We start from the raw sequence: 17034 nt of genomic DNA on the forward strand, positions 1-17034 counted from the left end.
GAGGAGTGAACAACATGACTAACGAAACTCTCGATAACCAGATTGACAACTCCGGCGAGCCGACTCCTGATTACTTCATGGAGACGTTGCCTGGCCAGGATCGTTATGTGGCCCCGATTGATGAGACCCCGTTGCAGGACGTCGACTCGGTGGATGAGTCCGCTCCGGCCACCAGCATGTGGGCCGATGCGTGGCGAACCCTGCGCCGCAACCCGCTGTTCATCATCTCCGGTCTCGTCATCATCTTCATCATCGTGGTGGCCATTGCGCCGGGCCTGTTCACCAAGCAGGATCCGAACGCCTGCGATCTGGCCAACTCCCTGAGCCCGGCGGCCAGCGGTCATCCACTCGGATTCGATCTGCAGGGCTGCGACGTGTACACCCGCGTGGTGTACGGCACCCGCACCTCCCTGTCCGTCGGCGTGCTCTCCACGCTGCTCGTGGTCCTGCTCGGCACCCTGATCGGTGCCATCGCCGGTTTCTGCGGCGGTTGGGTCGATGCCGTGCTGAGCCGTATCACCGATATCTTCTTCGCTCTGCCCATGCTGCTCGGCGCCATCGTCGTGCTGCAGATGTTCAAGACCTCCAAGTCCATCTGGAAGATCGTGCTCGTGTTGGCGCTCTTCGGTTGGGTCGGCGTGTGCCGTATCGCACGAAGCGCAGTGCTCGAAGCCAAGAACCTTGAGTTCAACACCGCTTCCACTGCACTGGGCTCCACGCCTATGCGCAACCTGTTCCGCCATATCCTGCCGAACTCCCTGGCCCCGATCATCGTGATCGGCACCACGTCGCTCGCCTCGTACATTGTGGCCGAAGCAACACTGAGCTTCCTTGGCGTAGGCCTGCCCACCACCACCGTGAGCTGGGGCGGCGATATCTCCAGCGCCCAGACCAACCTGCAGACCGACCCGCTCGTGCTGTTCTACCCGTCCGCCGCACTGGCCGTCACCGTGCTCGCATTCATCATGATGGGCGACGCCGTCAAGGACGCCCTTGACCCGAAGAGCCGTACGGCCTGAGCAAGGGAGTAGAGGAATTACTATGACTGAAAACTCCAACGCACAGATGCTGGCCATGCAGAAAGAGCATGGACCGCTGCTCGAAGTCAAGGATCTTGCCGTCGATTTCACCACGGACACCGGCAAGCCGGTGCACGCCGTGCGCAACTCCTCCTTCACTGTCTACCCGGGCCAGTGGGTGGCCATCGTGGGCGAGTCCGGTTCCGGTAAGTCCACCTCCGCCATGGCTGTGCTGGGCCTGCTGCCAGGCACCGGTCACGTGGTCGGTGGCTCCATCAAGCTCGACGGCCAGGAGATCGCCGGTGCCAAGCAGTCCGAATTCGATAAGCTGCGCGGCACCAAGATGGGTCTGGTTCCGCAGGACCCGATGAGCAACCTGAACCCGGTGTGGCGTATCGGCACCCAGGTCAAGGAAGCTTTGAAGGCCAACAACATGGACGTGGCCCACGAGAAGCGCTCCGCCCTCGCCAAGGCTCTGGCCGGCGAGGATGCAGCCGTGGAGCTCAAGGGCAACGACGACGAGACCTTCCTTGGTTCCAAGGATCTGCCGTCCCTTATGGAAGACGCCAAGAAGGCGCTGACCGAAGCCGGCGTGACCGGTGAGGCCTTCGACAAGGCCGTGGCCCGCTTCGAAAGCGAATGGGTTCCGGGTTCCGAAACCCGCTGGCGCGTGGCCGACGACCTGATCAAGGCCGGTGTATCCGATGATCAGGCTTGGTACCTGGCCAAGAAGTACGTCACTGGTTCCACCATGGATGACCGCATCGCCGGTCTGCTCTCCGAAGCCGGCCTGCCGGATGCCGCCACCCGTGCACGCCAGTTCCCGCACGAGTTCTCCGGTGGCATGCGTCAGCGTGCGCTCATCGCCATCGGTCTGGCTTGCCGTCCTGACCTGCTCATCGCCGACGAGCCGACCTCCGCACTGGACGTGACCGTGCAGAAGCGCATCCTCGACCACCTGCACTACCTGACCGACTCCCTCGGCACCGCAGTGCTGTTCATCACTCACGATCTGGGCCTTGCCGCCGAGCGCGCCCAGCACATCGTCGTGATGTACAAGGGCCAGGTCGTCGAATCAGGCCCGTCCCTGGAAGTGCTCCAGCACCCGCAGCACCCGTACACCAAGCGACTGGTGGCCGCAGCTCCGTCCCTGGCTTCCCAGCGCATCATCTCCGCCAAAGAGCGCGGCGAGAACGCCGATGCCCTGCTGGACCACAAGGTCGCCGATGAGAACGAGCTCGAGAAGAGCGAGCACATCATCACCGTGGATCACCTGACCAAGGAGTTCAAGCTTCCGCGCAAGAAGGAGATGTTCAAGGCCGTCGATGACGTGTCCTTCTCCGTCAAGCGTGGTACGACCTTGGCCATCGTGGGCGAGTCCGGTTCCGGTAAGTCCACCGTGGCGAACATGGTGCTGCACCTCTTGAAGCCCACGTCCGGCAAAGTGTTCTACGAGGGTCGCGACACCTCGACCTTCAACGCCAAGGATCTGCTGGACTTCCGCCGCCACGTGCAGCCGGTGTTCCAGAACCCGTATGGCTCCCTGGACCCGATGTACTCCATCTACCGTTCCATCGAAGAGCCGCTGCGCATCCACAAGATCGGCGATCAGAAGTGGCGCGCCAACCGTGTCAAGGAACTGCTCGACATGGTGGAGATGCCGCAGTCGGTAATGGGACGTTACCCGAACGAGCTCTCCGGCGGTCAGCGTCAGCGTATCGCCATCGCACGAGCCATGGCGCTCGACCCCGATGTCATCGTGTGCGATGAGGCCGTCTCCGCACTCGACGTGCTGGTCCAGGATCAGGTGCTGCACCTGCTCAACGATTTGCAGGCAGAAAAGGGTCTGAGCTACCTGTTTATCACCCACGATTTGGCCGTGGTCCGCCAGATCGCCGACGAAGTCGTGGTGATGCAGCACGGCAAGCTCGTCGAGCACGCCACCACTGATGAGGTGTTCGACCATCCGCAGAAGCAGTACACCCGCGACCTGCTTGACGCCATCCCCGGCGGCAAGCTGAAGCTCGGTCTGGACTGATGTACAACTGATATCAGTTGCCGGCGAAGCCCGGCATACATAGTGCCCGACACACTCAAGGCCGTTTGGCCAAGCTTACAGTCGGTCACTATGTATGTCGGGCTTCGCCTTTCTGAATTAAAAAATGTTCAGCAATTGTATATGTGACTGATATGGAGGTGGAGGTTGGGAGGCATGTTGTATGACCGTAGAGACTTGGCCTGAGCGGCCCGGAGCGTGTCAGACAACATGCCTCCCAACCTCCACCGGCCTCACGACTATCGAAAATCACACATCGTAGGTGATGGTCAGGGGAGCATGATCGGACCAGCGCAGGTCATAGGTGGGCGCTTTGTCGATGACGAATCCGCGGGCGGTCTCCGCAAGCTCGGGAGTCGCGAATTGGTAGTCGATGCGCCAGCCGACATTGTTGTCGAATGCGCGGCCGCGCTGACTCCACCACGTATACGGGCCTTGAATGTCGCCCGCCAAATCACGCATCACATCAACGAATTCGTATTCATTGAGCCACTTGTCAACGTAAGCGCGCTCTTCGGGCAGGAATCCGGCATGCTTTTCGTTCGCCTTGGCATTCTTGATATCCAATGGCGTGTGCGCGATGTTGAAGTCACCGCAGAGCACCGCTTGCTTGCCGCCATGTGCAGCCTCATCACGCAGCTGACCCATGCGTACCAGCATCGTGTCAAGGAAACGGTATTTCTGCTCCATTTTGAGGGGATCGTCGGTATTGCCCGCATGCACGTAGACGCATACCACGGTGATGACATAGCCCTGAGGCGTGTGGACATCGGTTTCGATCCAGCGGCCGGAATCCACATCTTCGCCCAATCCCGGCAATCCATAGCGTTGCTCGGCAACCGGCAAATCGGACAGCAGTGCCACGCCGGCCCGACCCTTGACTCGGCAGATTTCATTGGTCAATGTGAAATCCTCAGCTGATTCAATAGCTCCGGCCTGAGCGTATTCGAATGCGAGCTTGCCGAAGATCTTATCGATATCCGGTTGCGGGGCTCGTACCTCCTGCATGCACCAGATATTGGGCGTATGCCGGCCAGCCCATGTAGTAATGCCCTTGCGGTCGGCGGCGCGTAGGCCATTGACGTTGGAAGTGGTGATAGTGATGGTCATGCGGCCATAGTATTCACTTCTGTCTACTAACCATCGTTTGCAATGGCTCCAACGAATCAAAGATGGCGATGTTCAGCTTTCTTTGAGCCTGGGTGCTAGGCTTAGCAGGGTTGCAACCGTTACATGAAACGAGGAATTATGGGACTGTTCGGATTCGGTAAGAAGAAGGACAAGAAGGAAGCCGAGCCGGCTGAGACTGTCGATGAAGACAAGGTGGCCGCAGAAGCCGCTAACGCCGCCGCCAAGGCCGAAAGCGCCGAAACCGTGCTGGCCGAGCCTTCCAGTGAATATGAAGGCCGTGGCGAAGAGCGTGGTCCGTGGGATGTCAACGATGAGGATGTTCCGGATTACGACGATTATCTGGACCTCGGTGCCTACTACCTGCCGTTCCTGCAGGGCATCGAACTGCGCATCAAGGCCAGCCGCGCCACCCAGCAGGTACTGGGCTCCACCATCACCTATGGTGCCTCCAGCTTGGAAATCGAAGCCTTCGCCGCCCCGAAGACCATGGGTCTATGGGATGATGTGCGCGCTGATTTGCTGGAAGCCAACAAGTCCGCAACCGAAACCGAAGGCGTGTTCGGCACTGAGCTGAAGTTGCCGGTCAACGTTAAGGGCGGCAAGACCGTGAACACCCGTATCGTCGGCGTGGACGGCCCGCGTTGGATGCTGCGCGGCATCTTCTCCGGCAAGGCCGCTGTGGATCCGGACAGCCCGGAGACCCGAGCTTTGAACAAGTTCTTCGCCGATATCGTGGTGGAGCGTGGCGAGGAACCGCTGGCTCCGCGCGATCTGATTCCGATGCATCCGCCGGTCGCTCCCGCCGAGCGTAAGGCAGCCAAGGCCGCTGCCGAGGCCGCAGGTCAGGAGAACGGCAAGGAGCACTTCAAGGACATTCCGGACAACAAGCCGAAGGGCCCGTTGAGCCAGGACCAGACCACTGAAGTGAAGACCACGCTCGCCCGTGGCCCGATGTTCTCCGAAGTCCGATAGCGCCACTCCAGCCTCCCTCTGACGAGGGAGGTGGCAGGCGAAAGCCTGACGGAGGGAGAGACTTCACGCAAAGAGGAAAAAGACTTGGCAGAGCAGAAGAAGCGTACCGGATTATCCGCACTGGCCGACGCCGGCAATAATGATGCGGAGGATTTCTCCGTCATCGATGCCATCGGCGGTCCACGCGGCGTTATCGAATCAATGCTGCCCGGTGTGGTGTTCGTTGTACTGTTCGTGGCGACCAGCAATCTGAACCTGACTATCGCCGTATCCGCAGTGCTGGCGGTGTTGCAGGTCATCGTTCGACTGATTCAACGGCAGTCGGTGATGGGTGCATTGTCCGGTTTGATTGCTGTAGGCATCTGCCTGGTGTGGGCATGGCAGACGCATGAGGCGCGTAATTATTACGTATTCGGATTCATCACCAATGCCGTATACGCTGTGCTGCTTGCGGTTTCCCTGATCGCCCGTGTGCCTGGGCTTGGTCTGGTGATTGAATTCATTCGCAGTCTGCCAACCGAGCAGTTCAAAGCATGGTTCGATGATTGGATGGGCGATCGCGCCCTCAAGTGTGCCTATATGATCGTCACCGGATTGTGGACTGGCTTGTTCGTACTGCGTCTGCTCGTTCAGGTGCCTCTGTATCTGACTGATCATGTGGCGGCGTTGGGCGTCACCAGACTGCTCATGGGTATTCCGTTCTGGGCGCTTGCCATTTGGGTAAGTTACCTGATTATCGCCACTCCTATGCACAACCATAAAGCCCTTGCCAGAAAGGACAATGATGCAAGCTGAGGTTCGCATCGAACGATACGCCGATCAAGGTCGCTGCGTGGCCCATATCGATGGCCGTGTGGTGTTTGTGCGTTTCGCATTACCCGGCGAACTGCTGCGTATTGAACTCGACGAGCCGCATGATCGAGATGATCGTTTCTGGACCGGCGAAGTCGTGGAAGTGCTTGAGCCTTCTCCTGATCGCGTCGCCCCGGCTTGGCCGCTTGCCGGCCCGTTGGCCATGGGTGGGGGAGTTGGCGGCGCTGATCTTGTGCATGTGTCGCTGCCTGGTCAGATTCGTTGGAAGGCCATCACCGTGTCCGAGCAGATGAGCCGCCTTGGTCATGTTGATGTGGCGGTTCCCGTGGAGCGCATTGCTGGCGATGAGGAATTAGGTGGTCTTCATTGGCGCACACGCATCGAAATGATTGTTGACGATAACGGCCGCCCGTCCATGCGTCGTCGTGGCACGCATCATCGTGTGGCCATCGATACCATGCCGTTGGCCAGTAAGACTCTGCTACGCATTGCCGATCAGGAACATATTTGGGATGGCGGATTTGAACCTGGCTCACAAATCAGGCTGTCCGTTCCCGAGCCTCGAGGCGAGCAGCCGGTGCCTGATGACTACGCAGTGCTGGTGGACGGTGAATTGCGTTCAGGCAGTCAGCTGCTCACCGAGCAGGTGCCGGTCAACGGCACCATGTTCACCTATCAGGTGGATGCTGGAGGATTCTGGCAGATGCATCGCGGGGCTCCTATCGCCTTGACCTCCCATGTGATTGGTCTGGTCAACAAGCAGCTGCAAGGCAAACCGGCCCCGGTGATTTGGGACCTCTACTCCGGCTCTGGCCTGTTCACGTTGCCCCTGGCCACGCTGACCGGCGAACGTACTCACATGTTCAGCGTGGAGGGCGCGGCTGTGGCCGTCAAGAACGCGCAGCGCAACCTGCGCGCCATGGGACTGACCAATGTGGACGCACGTACCGGCGATGTTTTCCGTACGTTAAACCATGTTCCGGCCAATCTCGCCAAGCCTGATGTCGTGGTGCTCGATCCTCCTCGCGCAGGAGCCAAGGCCAAAGTGTGTCGCCAGATTGCAGCTTCCGGTGCGTCCAATGTGGTCTATATCGCTTGTGATCCGACCTCGCTCGCCCGTGATACAGCCACGTTGATCGCCGAAGGCTATCAGCTGCAGGATATTCGTGCGTTCGACATCTATCCGATGACCCACCACGTGGAAACCGTGGCACTGTTCACCCGCTAATATGCGAACCATGAACCATCGAATCAGAGCGGTCGTAAGTGCAGTGATTTGCGCGATGACTGTAGTATCGTTGTCCGCTTGCACGCCGGTTAATCGAGCCGTGGGCGACACTCAGGATACGACGCCTGAAGTCGCCCATGATTCCGTGCATGCCTCGGATGCCGAGGTGGGATTCGTGGGATCTGAGGATTCCGCTGCGGATAAGCTTGCCATCGATGCTCTGGCCGATGAGGGTATCAATGTCTATTACGCGGCCTTCAATGCCGCGGATGACGGGGGAGCTGCCACCGCGCAGCAGTCGGTTTCCGATTTTGTGGCACGGTCCGTTGATCTTGTTGTCATCAGCGGATTCAATATCACTGGTACCAATAATGATTCTTGGGTTCAAACGCTGACTAATGCTCGAGAGGCGGGAATACCGGTGGCATTGCTGAACCCCAGCAGTCTACCGGACGATGACTTGCTGTATGCGGCCTCATTAACGGTGAACGATCGTGATGCCAATGCCTCGCGCATATCAGATGCAGTAATGACAATCATCCACGATGAACCGCATGAACGTTCCATCGCCGTATCGACGGTTTCCTGAGCCGCATGAAACCGTCGATACGGCGATGGAGATGAGAACGGGATAGTGATCGGTTTACAGATCCTGCACGCTCATGTGAGCGAGCTCGGCACGACGCTTGATTTTATCGCGCTGATACAGATAGATGCCTACCAATACCACGGTGGACACGTTCTCGGACAGAAATGCGACGGATGCGGACAGGATGATGCTCCACAGATTGTCGCCAGTGTAGATGCTGCCGGCAAATACGTTGATTGCTGCCGCAATAGATAGCAGCAGCGTGATGCCGGGCAGTATCAGACCGGGCCACTTGCTGTCCATCTTCGAGAGTCTGACTTGCAATATGATGAAGCCGATAAGCGCAGCGATAAGCAGCACAAGGAATACGACGAAAAATACTGCAGAGGCGTTCATGATGATGCTCCTTGCTTGAGTTGCTTGCGATATTCGGTAATGAGGATTTTGGCGGTGTCGAAGTCGAGTTTGTCGTCCACGGCAAGCCGTTTGATCAATGCGATATACGGTTCGTTCTCGATCTGCTCACCAAGTTGGATTTTCTGGATGAGCCTATCGAGTCGGAGCCTGACGGTGGGGTAGGAGACGCCATACTGTGCGGCGACTTCCTTCATCGACCCTGATGCGAGTAGGAATCGTTTGATGAACGTCATGTCTTCGTCATCAAGATTCGACATCCACGGTGGAATCATCGTTGCATCCATCTGTCCTCCTTCGATATAGAGAAGGTTTAATAAAATTAATTATAAACTTAATAATATTAAAAATCAAATAGAATTATAGTTACGAACAACTGAAATCAACCTTTCGCAGGCGGAAGTTGGTTAAATCATCCTTGAGTCGTAGCGGATTGTGAGTGTTGAGACGGTAGGCTGGAGGTCATGAGCGAAACAGCAGCCGTGAACATGCCCGATATCAGCGAAACCGGCCTTAGTACGCGGGAAGTGTCGCAGCGTATCGAAAGTGGCCAATCGAATGCGGTGAAGACCTCCACGTCGCGATCGGTCAAAGACATCGTTCGAGCCAACGTGTTCACGTTGTTCAACGGCATCATTTTCGTGGCAATGGTGCTGGTATTGCTCACCGGGTCTTGGAAGGACTCGGTATTCGGTTTCGTCATCATCATTAACACCGGCATCGGTATTGTCACCGAGCTCAAGGCCAAGCGCACGTTGGACAAGCTTTCCATTCTGGTGGCCTCGGATTTTCTGGTGCGGCGTGACGGCAACGATGTCGAGGTGCCGCACAACGAAATCGTGCTCGGCGATCTGTTGTGGATTCGCTCCGGCGAACAAGTGCCCGCAGACGGTCAGATCGTTGAAACCTGGGGATTGGAACTCGATGAATCGATGCTCACCGGCGAATCACGTACGGTGAGGCATAAGGTGGGGGAGCAGGTGTATTCCGGTGCGATCGCCGTCTCCGGCATGGCGTTGGTCAGGGTCAACGCCGTAGGCGGCCATTCGTATGCCGCCACGCTTACCGCTCAGGCTAAGGTCTACAAGAAAACCGTGTCCGACCTGAACAAGGGCATCAATACGATTCTGAAATTCATGACCTTTTTGGTGGTGCCGCTGTGCGTGCTGCTGATTCTCTCGCAGGTGCATACGGTCGGTGGATGGAGCCATGCCATCGCCACGGGTGAATGGCGCGCGGCCGTGGTCGCTGCCGTGGCGGGCGTGGTGGGCATGATTCCCGAAGGGCTCGTGCTGCTGACGTCGCTGAACTTCGCCGTGGCGGCGATGCGGCTCGCACGCCATAACACATTGGTGCAGGAGCTGGAATCAGTGGAGACGCTCGCCCGCGTGGATGCCCTGAACTTGGATAAAACCGGCACGATTACGAATGGTGCCATCGCTTTCCGTCAGCTGATCATGCTTGACGCTACGGCTGATGCGGATGCTGAGAAGGAAACGACGCAGGCACTCTACGATTGCTGCGACGAAGAGCAGCCGAACGGTACCGGCAAGGCCGTACTTACGGGATTGCAGGCGCAAGGCTATGAAGCCGGGCAAATCACCACACGAGCTCCGTTCTCTTCCGCCCGTAAGTGGAGCGCGGTGACGAAGGCGGATGGTGTCTGGTATATGGGCGCCCCGGAAGTGATTCTTTCGGCGCTCGAGGGTGACTATGCGGATGTGTTGGAGCGGGTCAACGCATATGCCAATGACGGTAACCGCGTGCTGCTGATTGCAAGGTCTCTCCCTCGGTCGGCTGCGCCGACAGCTTCTTCGCTAGTGGGAGCCGATGGTTCTGACAGTCCGCGGCTTGATGTGTATGCCAGGCCGATCGCGCTGGTACTGTGTGCGGAGCAGGTTCGCGCCGATGCCGAAAAGACACTGGCATGGTTCCGTGATCAGGGCGTACGCTGCCGTGTGATTTCCGGCGATAATCCGGTCACCGTCGGCGCGATAGCCCGTAAGGTAAAGCTCACCGGGGAGCGAACGCCGGTGGCGATGGACGCGCGCGAATTGCCGGATGATGTGAATGAACTGGTGCGCGTATTGGAAAACGTCGATGTGCTGGGCCGCGTGCTGCCGAACCAGAAGAAGGCGATTGTGCAGGCCTTGCATACCCAGGGGCATGTGGTGGCCATGACCGGCGATGGCGTGAACGATGCGCTGGCCATCAAAGAAGCCGATTTGGGCATCGCCATGGGCAATGCGGCACCTGCCACCAAAGCCGTGGCGCAAGTGGTGCTCGTTGATTCCAAGTTCTCCCATCTGCCGGATGTGGTGGCCAGAGGGCGCCAGGTAATGGCCAATATGGAACGTGTGGCCAGCCTCTTCCTCGTCAAAACCGTGTATTCGGCACTGATTTCCTTGGGCGTGGTGCTGACGCAGATCCCATACCCGTACCTGCCGCGTCATATCACCTACATCGGTGCGCTCACGATTGGTATGCCGGCGTTCATTTTGGCGCTGGCCCCGAACGCGCGTCGCTATATCCCCGGATTCCTCAAGCGTGTGGTCAAGTTTGCGTTGCCGGGCGGTATCGCCACTGCATTGTCTGTGCTGACCGTGGCATGGGTGCTTCCGGGCATCATGGGATGGGACGTAGCCGCCAATGACGCCGACCTTGCATCGCAGCGCGCCACGAGCGCCATCATCCTCTTTGTCATGGGCGTGTTTGTGCTGGCTCGCGTGGCGCGGCCGCTCAACAGCTGGCGAGGCGTACTGGTCGCTGTGTTCGCCGCCGCGGGCGTAATCGGTCTGTGCATTCCATTCGTCGCGAACTTCTTCGCGCTGATGATTCCGACGGGCACTACGTTACTGGCCACGATGATTGCGCTGGTCGGTGCCGCCATCATCTTCGCTTTGTGCCTGTGGCTGGTCCCGATCGCCGGGCATGCTGCAGCCACTATGCTGCGCCGACATGGTTTCAATATCTGAACCTCATGGCGAAAAGCGCATATTGTCTCACGTTTCAAGCCGACACGCCAGAGGCAAAGTAACGTACCCGTACCATTTGAAGCGGATAATCAGCGGCATCACAAGCCGATATATGATTTCGGAGGCAATATGTCCTTACGCGACGATCAACTGGCGACGCTCAAAGCCGCTGGCAAGGACTTCGATTACTACAACATCGCCAATCTCGACGGTATCGATCACCTGCCCTATTCGTTGAAGGTACTCGTCGAAAACTTGGTGCGTAACATTGACGGCGCCAACATCACCGATGACCACGTCAAGACCTTGCTGAACTGGGATCCCGCAGCCCAGCCCAGCCATGAGATCCAGTTCACCCCGTCACGAGTCATCATGCAGGACTTCACCGGTGTGCCCTGCATTGTGGATCTTGCCACGATGCGCGACGCCGTCAAGGACCTAGGCGGCGATCCCGAGGTCATCAACCCGCAGGTCCAATCCGATATGGTCATCGACCACTCCGTGCAGATCGATAAGTATGGCATTGCCGATGCCGTGCAGCAGAACATGGATATCGAATACCAGCGCAACGGCGAACGCTACCAGTTCCTGCGTTGGGGCCAGCAGGCATTCAAGAACTTCCGCGTGGTGCCGCCGGGAACCGGCATCATCCACCAGGTCAATATCGAATACCTGGCCAAAGTGGTGATGAGCAAGGACTCCGGTCTGGAAGACGGTCGTCAGCTCGCTTACCTCGATTCCTGCGTGGGCACTGACTCCCACACCACCACCGAAAACGGTCTCGGTGTGCTCGGCTGGGGCGTCGGCGGCATCGAAGCCGAGGCCGCCATGCTCGGCCAGCCGATTTCCATGCTCGTGCCGCGCGTGGTCGGCTTCAAACTCACCGGCTCGATTCCGGAAGGCGTCACCGCCACCGACGTGGTGCTGACCATCACCGACATGCTGCGCAAGCATGGCGTAGTTGGCAAGTTCGTGGAATTCTACGGCGAAGGCATCGCCTCCGTGCCGCTCGCCAACCGTGCCACCATCGGCAACATGGGCCCTGAATTCGGCTCCACCTGCGGCATCTTCCCAATCGACCAGGTCACGCTCGACTACCTCAAGCTCACCGGCCGCTCCGACGAACAGGTTGCGCTCGTCGAGGCCTACGCCAAGGCCAACAAGCTCTGGGGCGACGCCTCCGACCCGGATTACGTCGAACCGCAGTACTCCGAATACGAGGAACTCGACCTCTCCACCGTCAAGCCGTCCATCGCCGGTCCGAAGCGCCCGCAGGATCGTATTCTGCTCTCCGAATCCAAGAGCATGTTCGAAAAGACCCTGCCGGCCTACGAGACCGAGAACACGGTCAAGGAGCCGGTCGCGGTTTCGACTGACTTCCGTGGCGATTTCGATCTCACCAACGGTGATGTGGCCATCGCATCCATCACCTCCTGCACCAACACCTCCAACCCGTCCGTGATGGTCGCCGCAGGTCTGATCGCCCGCAACGCTCATGCGTTGGGCCTGAAGCCGAAACCATGGGTCAAGACCTCGCTGGCTCCGGGCTCCCAGATGGTGGCCGACTACCTGAAGGCCGCCGGCCTGCAGGATGACCTCGACGCGTTGGGCTACCAGCTGGTCGGCTTCGGATGCGCCACTTGCATCGGCAACTCCGGTCCGCTGCTGCCGGAGATCTCCAAGGCCATCAACGAAAACGACCTGACCGTCACCGCCGTGCTCTCCGGCAACCGCAACTTCGAAGGCCGTATCAGTCCGGACGTCAAGATGAATTACCTGGCATCCCCGCCGCTCGTCATCGCCTACGCGCTCGCCGGCACGATGGACTTCGATTTCGCCACCCAGCCGCTCGGCAAGGACAAGGACGACAACGACGTCTATCTGAAGGACATCTGGCCTACCAACGCGGAAGTCGCAGCCGTGGTGGACGGCACGGTCAGCCGTGAAATGTTCCTCAAGGATTACGCCTCCGTGTTCGACGGCGACCGCCGTTGGAAGGACCTTGATGTGCCGGAAGGCGAGCTGTTCCAGTGGGACGAGAACTCCACTTACGTACGCAAGCAGACCTTCTTCGACGGCATGAAAGCCCAGCCGGATCCGGTCAAGGACATCCACGGCGCCCGCGTGCTCGCTCTGCTTGGCGACTCCGTGACCACTGACCACATCTCACCGGCCGGCGCGTTCAAGGCTTCCAGCCCGGCAGGCAAGTACCTGACCGAACGTGGCGTGTCGCCGAAGAACTTCAACTCCTACGGCTCCCGTCGAGGCAACCACGAGGTCATGGTTCGCGGCACGTTCGGCAACATCCGCCTGCGCAACCAGCTGCTCGCCTCCGTGGGCGAGGAGGTTACGCCGGGTGGCTTCACCTATGATTTCACCACCGGCAAGCCGTCCACGATTTTCGAGGCTTCGCTCAACTACAAGGCCCAAGGCACGCCGCTCGTGGTGCTCGCCGGCAAGGAATACGGCACTGGTTCCTCCCGTGACTGGGCGGCCAAGGGTACGTTGATGCTTGGTGTCAAGGCCGTGATTACCGAAAGCTTCGAACGTATTCACCGCTCCAACCTGATCGGTATGGGCGTGCTGCCGTTGCAGTTCCCCGAAGGCGAATCCTATGAGACGCTGGGCTTGAACGGCACCGAAACCTATGACATCGATGGAATCGAGGAGCTGAACTCCGGCAAGACGCCGAAGACCGTGCATGTCACCGCCACGCATGCCGACGGGTCCAAGACCGAATTCGATGCCGTGGTACGCATCGACACGCCTGGTGAGGCCGACTATTACCGCAACGGCGGCATTCTCCAGTACGTGCTGCGCAACCTGATGAAGTAGCCAGATTGTTGATCGCCTTCATAAAGGCATGGTCATAGCATTGGGGCCGGTCCCAATGGGTGCCGGCCCCAATGCTATGACCATTATCATAAGTAAAAGCCAATGCATCAGTGTGATTGCAAACGACATTGCTTCCAAATGTCACTGAGTTTCTGGCCATCGGATGTGCGCTTCCATACTTCCAAGCCACCGCTGCTCCGCCCACCTGCGGCGGCACGAGCTGCAGCGGTCGGCGTCGGATATTCCGAACCATCATCCAGGCGCAGCCGTCCGTTTTCGGTGACTGTGGCATACCAGCGTTCACCTTTACGCGGACGCTCCCACACCAGTCGTTCGCCTGGTATCAGTAGGCCGGCCTGGATTACCTGACGAATGGTCACACGCTTTGAGCTTCGCGTGGTTCGTACCGCAGGCGCCTGCGAAAGATTCTCAATGGCCTGAGCCGTCAGATCATTGTTGTTGCGGTCGTATCGGATACCCCAGTACTCGACGATCAGCCGAATCGTCTCCTCCTGCCGCTTTTCCAGCAGCGAAGGTGTGCAGTCATTGAAATCCTTCAACTCATTCGTCAATGGGAAGCGGCGGGAATTGGGCCTAAGCAACATGGCATCACGGCGTGCGGAAAATTCGACGAACTTATCCAGCTGGTTATCCTGACCCTGCACCAGTGCCATGTTCCCCAGACGGTACAGCCAGTAGTCATGCTGCTCGGACGACCAATTCGCGAATGATTGTGAACGCTCGATATCAAGCGGCATGATCGGCAGCGCGCTGAACCTACGTGGCCGGTCAAGATGCGTTCCTGCTTTCTGCTCATTGGCACGCAACAGGAGCAAACGGACCAGTGCGCCATCGGACTGCATCTCGCCATGCAAACGTACTATGGCGTTCTCCCAATCATCATCGCTGATCTTCAGACCATTGCTGCGCGTCACCAGATACCCTTTATCGAGATCGCGAATCGCGGCGTTCGCGTATCCGCGACGATCGATGGCATCGGTCCTGATCAGCGTGCGGATGCCGGTCACCCGTTCAAGAGCTGCAAGAATCTCCAACAGACGGCGTTCGTCATGAGGTTCCAATAAGGCGAGTGTCGCTGAGGATTTCGCCGCACGGGCTGCTCGCTGCGCGAACGGTGAATAGTCGGGGTTGCCGAGCTGCCGGTATGAATTGACCAATGCCCACATGGCCACCGGTTTCCATTCATGATGGTGATAGTCGTTCAGGTTTTCCAACCGATGCTGCACCTCAGCCGGCAATATCGTTTCACCTGGCCTGGCTATGATCTGCCATGCCATCGCATATGGTGCAAGTACGGTGTTGATAAACGTAGGTACCGTGCCGTTGCTGGTGTACGGCTTGAGCACATTATCCAGGAAGTCCTCGATGAGTTTATCGGTATCGGGTTGGTGGGCGAGGATGAGATACAAGTAGGAGAAGAACTCCTCGCTATCGCGCGGATCGTCGCCGATCGGGTCGATGATGTCATCCCATCGTGCACTGTATGCCTCAAGTTCCGCATCATTGAGGCCGGAGGTCGCACGTGCTTTGAACACATCGGAAGGGGTGAGCGGCAGTCCGCGCATGTTCATCACATCGAAAATGCGATGCGCGCCATCGAGATCATCGGTGGTGACGATGACCAAAGTCACCTGGTTGACCAGATATTGCGCGAACTGCTGTCGTGTGGAGGTGCTCCACGCGGATATCTCGTCATACACCTTGCGGATATTGTTCACCATATTGCGCTGTGCGGCCGTGGCCAAATCATCGTCATCCATATCGAACACGGATTCGAGGTTGTCTTCCTGCACATGATCGCGGAAGAAGGCCGCATCCCGTTCGCGTAACGTCAAACGTGGTTCGTTCGCGATGCCGCGGAGCTTATCGCCGGGCTCCACCAGCAAGGCATCAAGCTGGCGCATCAGATCGGGATCCTGTTCCAAATCACGCAGCACAGCGATGATGATGGACAGGGACACCAGACGCTGCTGCCCATCGATCACATCATATTGGTTGCTGCCTTTGCGCACCAGAATCAGCGAGCCAAGAAAATATGGCGTATGAGGTGACTTGGAAGCGTCCTTCAGATCACTGACCAGCTGCAGAATATTCTCCGGCTTCCAAATATAGGCACGTTGGAAGGAGGGGATGGTGAACCGATAATCCGGCGTGAACACTCTTCCCAATGGAAGCTCTTTTGCATTAATTGCCATGTTGCATCCCCTTTGCATCCCTATTCCGCTTGTGCTGCGGATCCCCACTATGCTCAGCCTACCAGCGTTTGCTGAGAGGCAATCGAGCCTTCGTACAGGTAGAAGGACATGCTGTCTGGATGCACATGCGAAGCCGGCAGTGTGATGGATGCGATTTGTTGCAGGCCGGTGTGCTCATAGAAGCCCACATTGCAGGTGGTGTCGGTGTACAGGAAGTACTTATCAAGACCGGCATCTCGGAAATCGGCAATCATCTTGCGGAACATGCGCTTGCCCAGTCCAAGGCCTCGTGCTTCGGGATCGAGCACGAACAGCACCACTTCAGCGCCATAATCATGCCCGGCTCGATGAGCCTTACGGGTGAGTTGATGATCGATGGCGAGGATGCCGACGATTTCGTGTATGGCCCGAATGCCTTCCTTGACTGACAGCAGACGACGTAAACCGTTCATATAGTTGCGCTTATGCCGATTCCACCTGCCTCGCTTATCATGCGCATCGATGCGACCGAGAATCAGCGCCACCGGTTTGCCGTTCTGTACTGCGGTGTACGCGTTGGTGGTGCGTGCCAGACAATGCTCCCAGTCGGCTTCGGCGGCGATCAGCCCGGTATGCTCGTCGAAGTCCGCATACCAGGTGCGGCGCACCAAATCAATCAGTTGAGGATAATCATCGCGTTGCAAAGGACGTATAATCACAGTTTCATTCATGAGTTTCATTATGCCCGGTACCCGTCAACCAAGCAGAATATGCGAGGAGACTACAGTCGTGCCGGCAAAATCGGCC

Annotated in this window: 13 protein-coding genes; 8 read left to right on the top strand and 5 right to left on the bottom strand. The window is 58.1% G+C overall.

Going from position 1 to position 17034, the window contains the following annotated elements:
• Positions 1-14 precede the first annotated feature (14 nt).
• Both F7D08_RS06750 and F7D08_RS06755 read left to right on the top strand, forming a co-directional pair.
• Positions 15-1019 (top strand): ABC transporter permease, encoded by a 1005-nt coding sequence (locus F7D08_RS06750; protein WP_152209892.1) that lies wholly within the window; start codon positions 15-17, stop codon positions 1017-1019.
• 22 nt (positions 1020-1041) lie between these two features.
• Positions 1042-3057: a dipeptide ABC transporter ATP-binding protein gene (locus F7D08_RS06755; RefSeq protein ID WP_152209893.1), complete on the top strand. Its 2016-nt coding sequence runs from the start codon at positions 1042-1044 to the stop codon at positions 3055-3057.
• Positions 3058-3324: 267 nt separating this feature from the next.
• On the opposite strand, the gene F7D08_RS06760 is transcribed toward F7D08_RS06755, so the two are convergent.
• The gene (locus tag F7D08_RS06760) at positions 3325-4185 is read right to left on the bottom strand and encodes an exodeoxyribonuclease III (RefSeq protein ID WP_152209894.1); all 861 of its coding nucleotides are present in this window, start codon (positions 4183-4185) and stop codon (positions 3325-3327) included.
• 138 nt (positions 4186-4323) lie between these two features.
• Here F7D08_RS06760 and F7D08_RS06765 point away from each other — a divergent pair, with 138 nt between their 5' ends.
• From F7D08_RS06765 to F7D08_RS06780, 4 genes are all read left to right on the top strand, one after another.
• Positions 4324-5178, top strand: coding sequence for a DUF3710 domain-containing protein (locus F7D08_RS06765; protein WP_152209895.1), 855 nt, complete (start codon positions 4324-4326; stop codon positions 5176-5178).
• Positions 5179-5262: 84 nt separating this feature from the next.
• The gene (locus F7D08_RS06770; RefSeq protein WP_152209896.1) at positions 5263-5973 is read left to right on the top strand and encodes a DUF3159 domain-containing protein; all 711 of its coding nucleotides are present in this window, start codon (positions 5263-5265) and stop codon (positions 5971-5973) included.
• Positions 5963-7219 (top strand): class I SAM-dependent RNA methyltransferase, encoded by a 1257-nt coding sequence (locus F7D08_RS06775; protein ID WP_152209965.1) that lies wholly within the window; start codon positions 5963-5965, stop codon positions 7217-7219. Before F7D08_RS06770 ends, F7D08_RS06775 begins: the two co-directional genes overlap by 11 nt.
• A 10-nt stretch (positions 7220-7229) precedes the next feature.
• The gene (locus tag F7D08_RS06780) at positions 7230-7808 is read left to right on the top strand and encodes a hypothetical protein (RefSeq protein WP_404979659.1); all 579 of its coding nucleotides are present in this window, start codon (positions 7230-7232) and stop codon (positions 7806-7808) included.
• Between the two features lie 54 nt (positions 7809-7862).
• Here F7D08_RS06780 and F7D08_RS06785 read toward each other — a convergent pair whose 3' ends face one another.
• Together F7D08_RS06785 and F7D08_RS06790 are read right to left on the bottom strand one after the other, a co-directional pair.
• Complete coding sequence (locus tag F7D08_RS06785) at positions 7863-8204, bottom strand: hypothetical protein (RefSeq protein ID WP_152209898.1); 342 nt, start codon at positions 8202-8204, stop codon at positions 7863-7865.
• Positions 8201-8509, bottom strand: coding sequence for a DUF2089 family protein (locus F7D08_RS06790; protein ID WP_152209899.1), 309 nt, complete (start codon positions 8507-8509; stop codon positions 8201-8203). Before F7D08_RS06790 ends, F7D08_RS06785 begins: the two co-directional genes overlap by 4 nt.
• A 177-nt stretch (positions 8510-8686) precedes the next feature.
• Here F7D08_RS06790 and F7D08_RS06795 point away from each other — a divergent pair, with 177 nt between their 5' ends.
• Positions 8687-11197 carry a cation-translocating P-type ATPase gene (locus F7D08_RS06795; RefSeq protein ID WP_152209900.1) on the top strand — a complete coding sequence of 837 codons (2511 nt, stop codon included), beginning with the start codon at positions 8687-8689 and terminating at the stop codon, positions 11195-11197.
• Positions 11198-11326: 129 nt separating this feature from the next.
• On the top strand, positions 11327-14032 hold the full coding sequence (gene acnA, locus F7D08_RS06800; protein ID WP_152209901.1) for an aconitate hydratase AcnA: 2706 nt from the start codon (positions 11327-11329) through the stop codon (positions 14030-14032).
• Positions 14033-14139: 107 nt separating this feature from the next.
• Here the strand turns inward: acnA and F7D08_RS06805 are convergent, their stop codons facing one another.
• Entirely contained in the window at positions 14140-16248 is a 2109-nt protein-coding gene (locus tag F7D08_RS06805; RefSeq protein ID WP_152209902.1) for a GmrSD restriction endonuclease domain-containing protein, read from the bottom strand.
• Between the two features lie 53 nt (positions 16249-16301).
• Positions 16302-16967 (bottom strand): GNAT family N-acetyltransferase, encoded by a 666-nt coding sequence (locus F7D08_RS06810; RefSeq protein WP_404979660.1) that lies wholly within the window; start codon positions 16965-16967, stop codon positions 16302-16304.
• Positions 16968-17034 lie beyond the last annotated feature (67 nt).

Source organism: Bifidobacterium cebidarum, from assembly GCF_009193305.1.
Classification (GTDB): Bacteria; Actinomycetota; Actinomycetes; order Actinomycetales; family Bifidobacteriaceae; genus Bifidobacterium; species Bifidobacterium cebidarum.

Coding starts and splice junctions, on each gene's coding strand:
- F7D08_RS06780 (WP_404979659.1), top strand. CDS start 7,230: ATGAACCATCGAATCAGAGCGGTCGTAAGTGCAGTGATTTGCGCGATG.
- F7D08_RS06760 (WP_152209894.1), bottom strand. CDS start 4,185: ATGACCATCACTATCACCACTTCCAACGTCAATGGCCTACGCGCCGCC.
- F7D08_RS06785 (WP_152209898.1), bottom strand. CDS start 8,204: ATGAACGCCTCTGCAGTATTTTTCGTCGTATTCCTTGTGCTGCTTATC.
- F7D08_RS06765 (WP_152209895.1), top strand. CDS start 4,324: ATGGGACTGTTCGGATTCGGTAAGAAGAAGGACAAGAAGGAAGCCGAG.
- acnA (WP_152209901.1), top strand. CDS start 11,327: ATGTCCTTACGCGACGATCAACTGGCGACGCTCAAAGCCGCTGGCAAG.
- F7D08_RS06795 (WP_152209900.1), top strand. CDS start 8,687: ATGAGCGAAACAGCAGCCGTGAACATGCCCGATATCAGCGAAACCGGC.
- F7D08_RS06750 (WP_152209892.1), top strand. CDS start 15: ATGACTAACGAAACTCTCGATAACCAGATTGACAACTCCGGCGAGCCG.
- F7D08_RS06775 (WP_152209965.1), top strand. CDS start 5,963: ATGCAAGCTGAGGTTCGCATCGAACGATACGCCGATCAAGGTCGCTGC.
- F7D08_RS06805 (WP_152209902.1), bottom strand. CDS start 16,248: ATGGCAATTAATGCAAAAGAGCTTCCATTGGGAAGAGTGTTCACGCCG.
- F7D08_RS06755 (WP_152209893.1), top strand. CDS start 1,042: ATGACTGAAAACTCCAACGCACAGATGCTGGCCATGCAGAAAGAGCAT.
- F7D08_RS06790 (WP_152209899.1), bottom strand. CDS start 8,509: ATGGATGCAACGATGATTCCACCGTGGATGTCGAATCTTGATGACGAA.
- F7D08_RS06810 (WP_404979660.1), bottom strand. CDS start 16,967: ATGAAACTCATGAATGAAACTGTGATTATACGTCCTTTGCAACGCGAT.